The 14344-nt window shown below is 33.3% G+C and carries 12 protein-coding genes; 10 read left to right on the forward strand and 2 right to left on the reverse strand.

Annotated features, from left to right (window positions below; translation table 11 throughout):
- Positions 1-158: 158 nt before the first annotated feature.
- Together LQ598_RS09860 and scdA are read right to left on the reverse strand one after the other, a co-directional pair.
- Positions 159-1025: a nuclease-related domain-containing protein gene (locus LQ598_RS09860; protein ID WP_239745466.1), complete on the reverse strand. Its 867-nt coding sequence runs from the start codon at positions 1023-1025 to the stop codon at positions 159-161.
- Between the two features lie 198 nt (positions 1026-1223).
- Positions 1224-1907, reverse strand: a complete 684-nt coding sequence (gene scdA, locus LQ598_RS09865) for an iron-sulfur cluster repair di-iron protein ScdA (protein WP_239745468.1) — start codon at positions 1905-1907, stop codon at positions 1224-1226.
- 260 nt (positions 1908-2167) lie between these two features.
- On the opposite strand from scdA, the gene LQ598_RS09870 reads away from it, so the two are divergent.
- From LQ598_RS09870 to cobA, 10 genes are all read left to right on the forward strand, one after another.
- The gene (locus LQ598_RS09870) at positions 2168-3241 is read left to right on the forward strand and encodes a YkvI family membrane protein (RefSeq protein WP_107536835.1); all 1074 of its coding nucleotides are present in this window, start codon (positions 2168-2170) and stop codon (positions 3239-3241) included.
- A gap of 166 nt (positions 3242-3407) precedes the next feature.
- Positions 3408-4742 (forward strand): sodium-dependent transporter, encoded by a 1335-nt coding sequence (locus tag LQ598_RS09875; protein ID WP_016912030.1) that lies wholly within the window; start codon positions 3408-3410, stop codon positions 4740-4742.
- 35 nt (positions 4743-4777) lie between these two features.
- Positions 4778-5662, forward strand: a complete 885-nt coding sequence (locus tag LQ598_RS09880; protein ID WP_103323653.1) for a LysR family transcriptional regulator — start codon at positions 4778-4780, stop codon at positions 5660-5662.
- Between the two features lie 200 nt (positions 5663-5862).
- Complete coding sequence (locus tag LQ598_RS09885) at positions 5863-6246, forward strand: CidA/LrgA family protein (RefSeq protein WP_107556540.1); 384 nt, start codon at positions 5863-5865, stop codon at positions 6244-6246.
- Positions 6243-6932 carry an LrgB family protein gene (locus LQ598_RS09890; protein ID WP_016912027.1) on the forward strand — a complete coding sequence of 230 codons (690 nt, stop codon included), beginning with the start codon at positions 6243-6245 and terminating at the stop codon, positions 6930-6932. Before LQ598_RS09885 ends, LQ598_RS09890 begins: the two co-directional genes overlap by 4 nt.
- Before the next feature lie 384 nt (positions 6933-7316).
- Entirely contained in the window at positions 7317-8939 is a 1623-nt protein-coding gene (locus LQ598_RS09895) for a BCCT family transporter (protein WP_107536648.1), read from the forward strand.
- A gap of 232 nt (positions 8940-9171) precedes the next feature.
- On the forward strand, positions 9172-9903 hold the full coding sequence (locus LQ598_RS09900) for a phosphoadenylyl-sulfate reductase (protein WP_107536649.1): 732 nt from the start codon (positions 9172-9174) through the stop codon (positions 9901-9903).
- Between the two features lie 110 nt (positions 9904-10013).
- Complete coding sequence (locus tag LQ598_RS09905) at positions 10014-11834, forward strand: assimilatory sulfite reductase (NADPH) flavoprotein subunit (RefSeq protein ID WP_016912024.1); 1821 nt, start codon at positions 10014-10016, stop codon at positions 11832-11834.
- A 14-nt stretch (positions 11835-11848) separates the two neighbouring features.
- Positions 11849-13552 (forward strand): NADPH-dependent assimilatory sulfite reductase hemoprotein subunit, encoded by a 1704-nt coding sequence (locus LQ598_RS09910; protein WP_371868275.1) that lies wholly within the window; start codon positions 11849-11851, stop codon positions 13550-13552.
- 20 nt (positions 13553-13572) lie between these two features.
- Positions 13573-14343 carry a uroporphyrinogen-III C-methyltransferase gene (gene cobA / locus LQ598_RS09915; protein ID WP_016912022.1) on the forward strand — a complete coding sequence of 257 codons (771 nt, stop codon included), beginning with the start codon at positions 13573-13575 and terminating at the stop codon, positions 14341-14343.
- Position 14344: the final 1 nt, after the last annotated feature.

A 14344-nucleotide genomic window follows, 5' to 3' on the forward strand; every position in this document is an offset into this window, starting at 1 on the left:
AGCCGAAGTCGTGAGTTAAGTCTTGAGTTAATCCAAGACATAGCCAAAGTCGTGAGTTAATTCCGAAGTTAATCCAAGACATAGCCGAAGTCTGGAAATGATAATTTAATAATGTACACTTTTGATTGTTTAAGTCCAAAGTTAATCCAAGACATTACCTAATCAATGGATGAGTCATAGATAATAATGAAATGTATGACGACCTTCTTTTTTAAAGTGTTTATTGCATATCTATTCCCTCCACACCAGGCTTCCGCTTCTTTCAATGTAAATGGCTCATTTTTCAATACGTATAATTCTTTCAAGTTTTCTAAATATAGTGATTGTCTTGTAGTGGTTGTTGAACAATACATACATTGCCCGTGTCTCATGCGTTCGTCTATGTTTATATGTCCTACTTTTCTACAGTGGGGACATCTTAAACCTGGGGTTATTTTAGCGAATGGGATTAAGCTTTTAGGATAGATTTGTGAAGAATCTTGTTGCAGAGTTTTGATTTTATTCAATATAGATTTATTTTCGTGAGTTTTATAATTTTTAAATAACTTTGGGATTTTGTGTAGTTCTGTTGGGAGTAACACTTGATTTCGATTTGGGATTTCTGTGTGAATTGTAAAAGTGGGATTGGTAAAGATGAGATATGATTCGATTTCACGGTTGATATGAAGTTTGGATTTCATCATTTCGAGTTCATATTCTGCCCTCCTCATCTGCTGAAAAGGTGTTGGGAATATGTTTCCGTAGCTATTTTTCATTTGATTATCAACAATATAGTAGTCGCCATGATAGTGTTTAATTTCTAGATTGATCATTTTTTCATCATCTACAACTAGAAAATCAATTTGAACTTTATTTTTAATATCTAGTCTGAGATTGTATTCATAATTTAATTTAAGTCCTTGATCTAAGATTGATTTAACGATTCTTTCTCCTTCTTCTCCTTTTAACTGAGTATAAATTTCTTTAGTTGTTTCATGTTCTTCTATACGATTATCAATCGCTTGGAAGTAAGTGATAGGTTCCATATATCGACCTCCTGTTTTTTTTATCCATATTATATATCATTATGTCTAAAGAACATAAATGCTTTTTTATAAAAAAAGTATAGCTGATTTAACAAAAACACTCATTCTGCAAAAAATAAACACAAACTCAAAAAATAAAAATCATTTTTGAGTTTGTGTTTATTTTTATCGCATCTAAGAAACGCTCGTTTTTAGAACCTATAACAGGTGTTGGTATTTTTTGAACAGTACGTGATTTTCTAAATGTACATGTTCGTGTGTATCGTGTTCTAATTTCTCTAATCGTTGATATACGAGTCTCCATGTGCCGCATGCTTCTAATGGAGGTTGATAGTCATTAGTGATTGAACGAATTTCCTTCAATATTTGTCCAGCTTCTTCGTGGTCATCAATAAGTGACATGATGGTTTCAGAAAGGTTATCTGTGTAGTTGCCTGAGGACGCTTCAATTAGTTTTGGAAAAGAATGTTGATCTTCGTCTTCAATATGTTGTAAAAGTGTTTGTTTCAGTTTAGTATATAAATCTTTTAATTCTAGTAAATATGAATGATTAGGACCGTGTACTTTAGCTAGTTTAGTAACATAAGGTGTAAGATTCTTGAACTCTTCTCTTAAAGTTTCGTGATAGCGAGATTGTATATATTGCATTAACGATGGTGCGCTTAAATATTTTATATCGATATTTCCAGTATGATCAGTTTGGGTAATGCTATTTAATTGGCTTAAAAGCGTTTCTAAATCAACATTTTTGTTATTAGAAGTTGCATGTTCTATTGATACATCACCTCCACAACAAAAATCAGTACCATATTTCCGGAAAATATCAGCAGATTTTGGGATATCTGTTACGACATCTGCAACATGACGTTCTTTAGTAATCATTTGAATGCCTCCTTTTGAAATAGTCATATATTTTAGCTTAATTATAGTATATAAAAAAAGTTCTCAATATTAGGGAATTCCACTAATATGACATAAGGTTTTGGAATGAGAAATCGGATAATAAGAAGCTTTTTAATTCACAAAATGAAAACGATTGCAAATATTTTCTATTCATAAATAAAAATTATAAAAAATAATTTAATATTTAAAAAATTAACCCTGAAATTTGATATAGTGTACATAAGGGGAGAGTGAGTTTTATGAAGAGAATTATTTTGATAGCATGTGCTTTTATAGGTGTAATAGTAGGTGCTGGATTTGCATCTGGTCAAGAAGTGCTACAATATTTCACAAGCTTCGGCATTATGGGAATATTTGGAGCTATCATAACAACAGCATTGTTTGCTTATGTAGGTATGATGCTTGTTTGGCTCGGAAGTAAAATGAAGACAGATTCACATAAAGAAGTCATACATAAAATAACTGGAAGATCCATTATTGGCGTTATCGTAGGATGGATTATTGATTTAGTTATTATCTTCACACTATTTGGTGTAGGTGTCGTAATGTTGGCAGGTGCAGGTTCAAATTTAAGCCAACAATTTGGTATCGCACCTATTATCGGTACTTTAATTATGACTGTCCTTATTCTTTTTGCAGGTATGTTAAAAGTTGAAGGTGTAGTTAAAGTAATAGGGAACATAACACCATTTCTTATTGTCTTTATCGTCATCATTTCAGTGTATAGTTTCTTCACTGTAGATACATCGTTTGCTGAATTAAATAAATTATCAGTGGCACATTCATCACCATTGCCAAACTGGTTTATAGCAGGTATTAACTATGCGTCATTTAATACTGCGGTAGGTGCATCAATGGCGATTGTCATGGGTGGTGCTGAAAAAGATTCTAAAATCGCTAGTATTGGTGGTTTAATCGGTGGTATTGCTTTAGGTTTAATGATTATATTAAGTCATTTAGCTATTTTCACTAAAATCGATACAGTAGGAGATCTCGATATGCCTATGTTAGGTATTGTCAATGAAATATCTCCTATATTAGGTGTCCTCATGGCGATTGTTATATTCGGCATGATATTTAATACAGGACTAGGCATGTTTTATGCGTTTGCTTCTAGATTTACATTTGTCGGTTCAACACCTTTCAAAATATTCTATACGGTATCTGTAATCGTTGGATTAGGCTTAAGCTTTGTAGGATTTACAGATTTAGTTGCCATTTTCTATCCGCTAATTGGCTATTTAGGGTTAGTACTCATATTAGCGCTCTTATATGCACCATTTAAAATGAAGTTTGGAAAAAAAGAACTTTAAATATCATGTTCATTATCTGCTGCAAAGGTTAACTTTGTGGCAGTTTTTATTTGTAAGTTTAAATATGAATATATGTAAACGCATAATCATAAATTTCTTACTGTGTAGTCTACAATTATAAGTTATACTTCAATAAAGGGTTAAGTGACAAGAATGGAGTGATAACGTGGAAAAAATAAGAGATCAATGGTCGTCTAAATTAGGATTTATTATGGCATCTGCTGGTGCTGCAATCGGTATTGGGGCAATATGGAAATTCCCATATGTTGCTGGTCAATTCGGCGGCGGTGCTTTCTTACTGTTGTTTGTTATATTTACGCTATTTATAGGATTACCAATGTTAATATCAGAATTTATAATTGGACGTTCTACGAGTAAAGAAGCGGTTGCTGCTTATGATTCATTGGCACCTAAATCACCTTGGAGAATAACGGGTAGACTGGGTGTCGTTGGATGTTTCTTATTACTATCTTTCTACAGTGTAGTTGGTGGATGGATAACGATCTATACGCTATTAGGTTTAACGGGGAACATTATTTCTGATGATGCAAATTACGGTCAAATATTCGAACAGATTATCGGACAACCTTTCACAGTGCTCATCGGTGTATTCGTGTTTATCTTAATGAACGTCATCGTCTTGAATTTTGGTATTAAAAAAGGAATTGAACGTGCGAATAATATTTTAATGCCTTTACTATTTATTTTCTTTATCATACTTGTTATAAGAGCAGTTACTTTAGAAGGTGCATCTGAAGGATTATCTTTTTTCTTTAGTTTTAATTTTGAAGATTTTTCAGCAGAAGGTGTATTGTATGCACTTGGACAGTCATTCTTCTCGTTAGCAGTAGGCTTTTCATGTATGGTTACTTACAGTTCTTATTTGAGTAAAAAGGAAAGCTTACCTACATCAGCTGCGACCGTATCGGCTATGAATATCGTCGTTTCAATCTTAGCTGGTATGGCTATTTTCCCAGTCGTATATGCATTTTCATTGGAACCGACTGAAGGACCCGGTTTATTATTCATAGTACTACCAAATGTGTTTAGTCAAATGGCATTCGGTTCAATATTCTTAACTTTATTTTTACTGTTATTCTTATTTGCAACATTGACATCATCTTTCAGTCAATTCGAAATCATTATTTCGGCATTAGAAAAAGAAGGTAAAAGATCTAGAACTAAAATTGTATGGATAATAGGCTTGTTAACATTTATTGCATGTATACCATCTTCATTATCATATGGTGTGCTTGCAGATGTATCTATATTCGGTAAATCTATATTCGATGCAACAGATTATTTAGTAAGTAATATACTTCTACCGATTGGATGTTTGCTCATAGCGGTATTCATCTCATTTAGAATGGATCAAGCAATCGTGAAAAAAGAATTCCAAATGGGTAATCAACTATCTTTAAAATGGTTTAAATTATGGAAATTCTTAATGAGATATATCATACCTATCATTATTATTATCGTATTTATATGCTCACTTTAAATTCGAAACGAAATCCATGAAAAGAGGTGTCATAATTGGAATTTAAACAGTTGAAGTATTTTGTGGAAATCGTTAGAAATGGTGGTATGACACAAGCTGCAGATTATTTGTTTGTAGCGCAATCAACAATAAGTAAAGCTGTTAAAAATCTTGAGAATGAATTTGATGTAACGCTTTTTGACCGTTCTCAAAAACATATTAAACTGACAGATACGGGAGAAGTATTTTATGATAAAGCAGTAGAATTTTTAACGTTATTTGATCATTTAACATTAGAACTCAATGATATATTTGAAGTTCAACGAGGACATATCAGATTAGGCTTATCACCGATGATAAAAGTGGATCTCATTACAGATAGTCTGGAAAATTTTCATAAGAAATACTCGAATGTTACATATGAAGTGACTGAAGGTGGCGGGAAAGCGGTAGAACACTATATCAATAAAGATGAAGTGGATATTGGTGTAACAACATTACCCGTAGACTCTTCTAAATATAATAGTATGCCTTTGTATAAAGAAGAGTTGTTTTTAGTCGTTTACAAATCACATAAGTTCGCTCAAAGAGCACAAGTTGCTATTAGCGAACTGAGAGATGAGGAATTTGTACTATTTCATGATGATTATTATTTAAGAGATATGATTATAGAAAATTGTCGTAAAGAAGGTTTCTATCCAAAAACTGTAGCGAAAATATCACAGCTGACTTTTATAAGCAATATGATAGAGAGGGGACTAGGACTTTCAATAGTCCCTCGAAGCATAGCAGAGCAAATGAGTAATGATGTTAGAATGATTGAACTTAAAGGTGAGAAAATATATTGGCATCTAGGACTCATTTGGAAAAAAGGTGCATACGTGAACAACGTTACAAATGAATGGATAATATTTTTAAAAGAATCACTAAAAAAGAAATAAGCAGCTTGGGAGATCATTCCCTTTCTTATAATAAATCACCCAATCCGTTGGATACATTTTCGGATTGGGTGATTTTTATATTTCTGATTTTTTCTATGTATTCCAAAACGGAATAGTTTATATCGATAATATGTATTTTATTAATAGTTCAAATGCCCCTATAATGATGTCTATAACGATTTATAAAAGGTTGTGTTTAAATGATGAAACTATTTATTAAGATACTATTCCAAGTATCTCTCATATATGTGATTACGCAAATTGGAAAATGGCTACAAGAAATACTGCATATACCGATTGCTGGAAGTATTGTTGGCCTCGCATTTCTGTTTTTCTTGCTATTAACGGGTATTTTGCCTGAGCATTGGATTGAAGTTGGCGCTAATAAATTGATTAATGTTATGATTCTATTTTTTGTACCTTCTATTGTTGGTGTAATGGATATCGCAGATCAAATTGGACCAAGCTACATCATTATGGTTGTGTTATTGATTATAACGACGAGTTTAGTTGCGCTGTCATCTGGTTATGTTTGTGAAAAGATTTTAAATATAAATAAAGCGAATAAGGAGAATGCATCATGATTATAAAAACAATTACAATGATATTGTTAACACTTGGATGTTTTATAATCGCTAAGAAATTACAACTTAAATATAACCATCCTATGCTTAATCCTGCGCTCATATCTTCAATCATGATAGTGAGCGTATTGCTTATTCTAGGATTCAACTATACAGACTATATGACAGGTGGCTCTTGGATACATCAATTTTTAGATTGTTCGGTTGTGAGCTTAGCGTTCCCTTTATATAAATACAGAAAATTAATTGTCGCGAACTTTAAAATTATCATTTCTAGCGTATTAACGGGTATTATGGTTAATTTTATTGTGATATATGGCGCCCTTTATGTAATGGGCTACCCTAGTTCGACTATTGTTACCGTATTGCCAAGATCGATGACGGCTGCAGTAGGTATAGAAGTTTCACATCAAATGGGTGGAACAGATACGATAACCGTTATGTTAATTATTGCTACGGGTTTAATAGGTAGTATTCTAGGTAATTTCTATATAAGTAAAGCTAGGTTTAAAAGTGATTTAGCGAAAGGTTTAACGTATGGGAATGCATCCCACGCATTTGGTACAGCGAAAGCATTAGAGACTAACTTGCAAGCAGGCGCGTTTAGTACAATTGGTATGATATTAACTGCAGTGTTAAGCGCAATTTTGTTACCTTTTCTCTACTTAATGATGACTTATATTTAAATTGTTAATAATAGTGAATTATAAAAGAAGTTATGGTGTAAAATCACTATAACTTCTAATTTTTTGTGAAAAATCATAGAGAAATCCATAATTTTAATATAAATTTTTATTCATTAATTATGTATAATAATACGAAATAAAAGTATGTAAGATTTATAATGTTTGTTAAATAATAACTTAACGCAACCGTTATAGCAATATTTGTAAAGATTTTAAATACTTGTTTATATATATTTATTCATAACAAGTGACATTCTTCATTGTATGTAATTTGCATTATTATTGAAAAAACTATAGTGTCTTTATTGTGATTTAAATCATCGTGTTCATTAATAGTGATTATATTGACGATGTACATTAATCGACAACGAGGAGTGTTCAGAAGTGAAGAAACATAAAGTAATGGACTGGTGGACATTTTACGGGACGGTCGCTGTATTGCTTGTAGCAGTTATACCGATGATGGTATTCCCAAAAGCTAGTCAAGAAGTTATAACAAGCCTTAATGACATGATCTCAAATTCATTAGGTCCATGGTATTTATTACTTGGCTTGATTGTATTTGCGTTTGTATTATACATAGCGTTTGGTAAATATGGAAACGTTACTCTAGGCAAAGCGAGTGATAAGCCTGAGTTTAATAATTTTAGTTGGATATCTATGCTGTTTTGTGCAGGTATAGGTTCCGATATTCTATACTGGGGTGTAATAGAGTGGGCGTTTTACTATCAAGTGCCGCCATATGGTGCGAAAGGTATGACAGATGAAGCACTCCAATATGCAACAATGTATGGCATGTTCCATTGGGGACCGATTGCATGGGCTATTTATGTGTTACCTGCATTACCTATTGGATACTTAGTATTTGTTAAGAAAAAACCGATTTATAAAATCAGCCAAGCTTGTAGACCAATTTTAAAAGGGCAAACTGACAAGTTTGCTGGTAAAGTTGTAGATATTCTGTTTATTTTTGGTTTGCTTGGTGGTGCAGCAACATCTTTAGCACTCGGTGTACCAATGATTTCAGCAGGTGTTGAACGACTAACAGGACTCGACGGTGAAAGTATGGTCATGCGAAGTATCATATTAATCATCATCACAGTTATATTTGCATTTAGCTCATATACAGGATTGAAAAAAGGTATACAAAAATTAAGTGACATTAATGTTTGGCTAACGTTCTTAATTTTGGGTATCATACTGATTGTTGGTCCGACAGTATTTATAATGGAAACTACTGTAACTGGATTTGGTAATATGCTTAAGAACTTCTTCCAAATGGCAACTTGGTTAGAACCGTTTGGTGGAATTGGAAACAGAAAAGAAACCAATTTCCCCCAAGACTGGACGATATTCTACTGGTCATGGTGGTTAGTATACGCCCCATTTATAGGTCTGTTTATCGCTAGAATTTCAAAAGGGCGTACTTTAAAAGAAGTGATATTAGGAACAATTATATATGGGACTTTAGGTTGTGTATTATTCTTTGGTATTTTCGGAAACTATGCTGTCTTTTTACAAATTTCAGGACAGTTTGATGTTATTCAATTTTTAAACCAACATAGTGCAGAAGCTACTATTATAGAAGTAATGCATCAATTACCATTCCCGAAAGTGATGATTGTCTTGTTCTTAATCTCAGCATTCTTATATTTAGCTACTACATTTGATTCGGGTTCATATATATTAGCTGCAGCAACTCAAAAAGAAGTGATTGATGAACCATTAAAAGCAAATCGCTTATTCTGGGCCTTTGCTTTATGTTTATTACCATTCTCTTTAATGTTAGTAGGCGGAGAACAAGCATTGGATGTTTTAAAGACTGCTTCTATTTTAGCGAGTGTACCGTTAACAGTTATATTTGTTATGATGATGATCTCATTTATACGAACATTAAATGAAGATCGGATTAAATTAGAAGAACGAGCAGACAGGCTCAAAGAAGTAGAACGACGTTCATTAAGAATCGTCCAAGTTCGAGAGAAAAAAGAAGACGATAATTTATAGATTGTTTAAAAAATGTTCGTAATTTTTGAGAAGAAATTACGGGCATTTTTTTATATTGAATTGACTGAAAATTAAAAAAGAACAGTTGACATCATACTGTGTATCGGGTATGCTAATCATCATAATTTATTATTTCTTAGTATTCTAATCTGTTTAAAATAATTTCCGTTAAATCGATGAAATTTTAGACAGAAAAAGGAGAGAAATAAGCATAAGGAGGACGTTATATATCATGGCAGAAGTGTTAACTTATGAACGTTTTGACACTGATCCTTTTAAAGATATTGATATTGACGATGAAACGAAAGGTGCATATCAAATAATTAAATGGGCATATGAACATTACGGAGATTCTATAGTATATTCTTGTAGTTTCGGGGCAGAAGGTATGATTTTGATAGATTTAATATCAAAAGTTAAAAAAGATGCGAAAATCGTATTTTTAGACACGGATTTACACTTTCAAGAAACTTATGACTTAATTGATCGTGTTAAAGAAAGATATCCTTCATTGAATATCGAATTAAAAAAGCCGGATTTAACATTGGAACAGCAAGCTGATCAATATGAACCAGCTTTGTGGACGAGTGATCCAAATCAATGTTGTTATATAAGAAAGATTAAACCGTTAGAAGAAGTATTATCTGGTGCGACAGCTTGGGTTTCAGGATTAAGAAGAGAACAATCTCCAAGTAGACAAAACACAGATTTCATTAATAAGGATGAAAGATTTAAAGCTATAAAAGTTTGTCCTTTAATTTATTGGACTTGGGATGATGTATGGGCTTATATGGAACGTCATGATTTAACTTATAACGAATTGCATGATTCCAATTATCCTAGTATCGGGTGCATACCTTGTACATCACAAGTTTCGTCTTCAGGGGATTCACGTGAAGGAAGATGGACGAATTTCAACAAGACTGAATGTGGACTGCATACAGCGAATAATAAACCTAAGTAAATGATCTAATTAAAAGATTTTAATAATCTTTTTTTAGTATAAAACATACTATTCCAATAAGAATAGTAAAATTGTGTAATTTAAAAATTGGACAGGATGAGGTGACATTTTTGGAATTAACAGTAACAAACAGCCCATTTAATCAAGAACAGTCAGAAAAATTAAATCAAGTACTTTCAACGCTTACAAAAGAACAGAAAGTTTGGTTTAGTGGTTATTTAATAGCGGCAGCTGCCCAAAGTAATCAATCAAGCGTGTCAGTTGTTGAACCAACTGTAGCAGTGAGTAATGAACCAAAACCAAAAACGAGAGACATTACAATATTGTTTGGTTCTGAAACAGGAAATGCTCAAGGAATAGCTGAAACGTTAGAAAGTAAACTAAAAGAAAAAGAATTTAACGTTAATCTTGCATGTATGGAAGATTTCAAAACGAAAGATTTAAAGAAAGTAGAAGATTTATTTATCATTACTGCAACTCATGGTGAAGGTGATCCACCTGATAATGCCATTACTTTCCATGAGTTTTTACATAGTCGTAAGGCACCTAAGTTAAATGACTTAAGATATTCTGTCTTAGCTCTAGGAGATGAGTCATATGAATTCTTCTGTCAGACGGGTAAAGATTTTGATAAGAGACTAGAAGAACTAGGAGCTGAGAGATTACATCCTAGAGTTGATTGTGACTTAGATTTTGATGAACCAGCTGAAAAATGGATGGAAGACATCTTGAATTCAATTGGACAAACATCAGTTCATGAATCTGATGAGCCAGTTAAAATTGATTCAGAAGATATATCGGCTACTCAAACGTATTCTAGAACTAATCCTTACGAAGCTGAAATACTTGAGAACATTAACTTAAATGGTAGAGGTTCAAATAAAGAAGTCAGACACATTGAGCTATCTTTAGAAGGTTTCAATGATTCCTTTGAACCGGGAGATTGTATTGGTATATTCCCTAAAAATGATCCGGAAGTAGTATCAGAATTAATTGAAACACTTGTTTGGGATCCAGATGAAAGTGTTCCTATTAATGATGCAGGCGATACGTTAAGTCTTCGTGATGCACTTACAAACCATTTTGAAATTACAAAACTTACAAAACCAATTGTTACGAAAGCAGCTAATATTTTTGGGAATGGTGTGTTATCCGAAAAAGTTAAAAAAGACAGATGGATATACGGATACGTTGAAGGTAGAGATTTAATTGATTTACTCAATGATTTCCCACCAGAAGATTTACAGCCAGATGCGTTACATCAAATTTTAAGAAAATTACCAGCTCGAGAATATTCAATTGCGAGTAGTTACCAAGCGACACAAGATGAAGTACATCTTACAATTGGTGCCGTTAGATATCATGCAAATGATAGAGATAGAAAAGGTGTTTGTTCAGTTCAATTCGCTGAACGATTAGAGCCGGGAGACACAGTACCTATTTACTTGAAAAAGAACCCGAACTTTAAGTTCCCTAAAACAAATGAAACACCAGTTATCATGATTGGTCCTGGTACAGGTGTAGCACCATTCAGATCTTATATTCAAGAAAAAGAAGAACTAGAACTTAATAATAAAGCATGGTTGTTCTTTGGAGAACAACATTTTACAACAGACTTTTTATATCAAACAGAATGGCAAGGCTGGTTGAAAGATGGTGTGCTTGATAAATTGAGCGTTGCTTTCTCTAGAGATTCAGAAGAAAAAGTATACGTACAACATAGAATCGAAGAAAATGGTAAAGAATTTTATCAATGGATTCAAGAAGGCGCTGCTATATACGTTTGTGGAGATGAAAAGCACATGGCTAAAGATGTGCATCAATCCATTTTGAATGTCATTCAAAAAGAGGGCCATTATAACGAAGAAGAAGCAGAAGAATTTTTAACTCAATTGAAAAAAGACAGAAGATATCAAAGAGATATTTATTAAGAGGGGGCATTATTGTGAGCACTCAAACTAATTTATCCGAAAAATTAGATGAACTGGAACACATTAAAAATAGAAGTAATTATTTAAGAGGAACAATTAAAGAAGGTTTAGCAGATGAAATCACTGGCGCGATAGCTGAAGATGATACGAAATTGCTTAAATTCCACGGAAGCTACATGCAAGATGATAGAGACATCCGTGACGAACGTCGTAAGCAAAAGCTAGAACCAGCTTATAGCTTCATGATTAGAGTTAGAGTGCCGGGTGGTACTGCAACAGCTGATCAATGGATTGCAATGGATGATATTTCTACAGAATATGCAAACGACACAATCAAATTAACGACAAGACAAGCATTTCAATTCCACGGCATTTTAAAAAGAAACTTAAAGAGTTCTATGCAAAGTATTCATCATGCAGTGATGGATTCACTTGCAGCATGTGGTGATGTAAACAGAAATGTTATGTGTAACCCGAATCCGTATCAATCAGGCGTTCATAAAGAAGTCGATCAACTTGCTACTGATATTAGTGATCACTTATCTCCACAAACAGGCGCGTATCATGAAATTTGGCTAGACGACGAAAAAATTATTGATACTAAAGAAGAAGTAGAACCGATGTATGGTAGAACTTATTTACCTAGAAAATTTAAAATCGGTATCGCTGTACCACCTTCAAATGATATCGATGTTTACTCACAAGATATTGGACTTATTTCAATTATTGAAGATGGCCAATTAGTTGGGTTCAATGTCACTGTCGGCGGTGGTATGGGTATGAAACATGGTAATACTAAGACATACCCTCAAGTAGGTAGAATGCTTGGTTACTTCCCTAAAGAAGAAGCAATTGATGTTTGTGAAAAGATTTTAACAATTCAAAGAGATCATGGTAATAGAGAGAATAGAGCAAATGCTCGATTCAAATATACAGTTGATCGACTAGGCGTGGATTGGATTCGTGAAGAGTTGAATTCAAGACTTGGTTGGGAAATTGAAGAGCCAAGACCATTTGAGTTTAAACATAATGGAGATCGTTACGGTTGGACTGAAGGTAGTGGCAAATGGCACTTTACACTATTTATACAAAATGGTCGTGTGAAAGATACACAAGACTACAAGCTAAAAACAGCTTTAAGAGAAATTGCTGAAATTCACACTGGAGATTTCCGTTTAACTCCTAACCAAAACTTAATTATTGCTAATGTAGACAAAAGTAAAAAGAATGAAATTCAAAAAATTATAGATAAATATAATATTACAGACGGCGAACATTATACAGGACTTAGAAGAAATTCAATGGCTTGTGTAGCTTTCCCTACTTGTGGTTTAGCAATGGCTGAATCTGAACGTTATTTACCTACACTTATTAATAAAATTGAAGGTCTTTTAGATGAAGCGGGCTTAAACGAAGAAGAAATTACAATTCGTATGACAGGTTGTCCTAACGGATGTGCGAGACCAGCATTAGCTGAAATTGCATTTATCGGTAAAGCACCAGGTAAATACAACATGTATCTTGGTGGTGGATTCACAGGAGACCGTCTAAACAAACTATATAAAGAAAATATTGGTGAAGATGAAATTTTAGAAAGTTTAAAACCAATTCTTATTCAATACGGTAAAGAAAAAAATGATGGAGAACACTTTGGAGACTATGTTATCCGTAAAGGCATTATTAAAGAAGTGCATTCAGGACAAGACTTTCATAGTTAATCAAAAAATGGGGTGAAAGAATGGGCAAAGTATTCTTGGTTGGTGCTGGACCGGGCGATCCAGATCTAATAACAGTTAAAGGTATTAAAGCAATTAAACAGTCTAACGTCATTCTTTACGATCGACTCGTTAATAAAGCGTTGCTTGATTATGCGACTGAAGATACAAAAATGATTTACTGCGGAAAAAGCCCTGACAATCACTCATTAACACAAGATGAAATTAATGAGTTACTTGTGAAATTATCTTTAGAAGGTTATACCGTTACACGACTAAAAGGTGGAGATCCCTTCATATTCGGTCGTGGCGGTGAAGAAGCAGAAACATTAAAAAATTATGACATCCAATTTGAAGTTGTTCCAGGTATTACAGCTGGTGTTGCAGCACCAGCTTATGCCGGAATTCCTGTAACTCATAGAGATTACAGTTCGTCAGTTGCTTTTATTACAGGTGTAATGAAAGATTCGGTTGATGAAGATGAATATTGGAAACATTTAGCTTTAGGTCCTGAAACGCTTTGTATTTATATGGGTGTCAAAAAGCTGCCAGAAATTAAACGATTGTTAGTAAAACATGGTAGAAGTTCTGATACACCTGTTGCATTAATACATTGCGGCACATCAAATCATCAAGTAACGGTTACTGGAACTTTAGATGATATTATAACGAAATCTAAACATATAAAAAATCCTGCAATGATCGTCATAGGAGAAGTTGTAAAACTAAGAGAAAAGATGAGTTGGTTTGAGGAAGTAGCAGACGAACAACATGTTCCACAACTTATTTATTAAT

It is taken from the genome of Mammaliicoccus sp. F-M27, assembly GCF_022387115.1.
Lineage (GTDB): Bacteria > Bacillota > Bacilli > Staphylococcales > Staphylococcaceae > Mammaliicoccus > Mammaliicoccus vitulinus.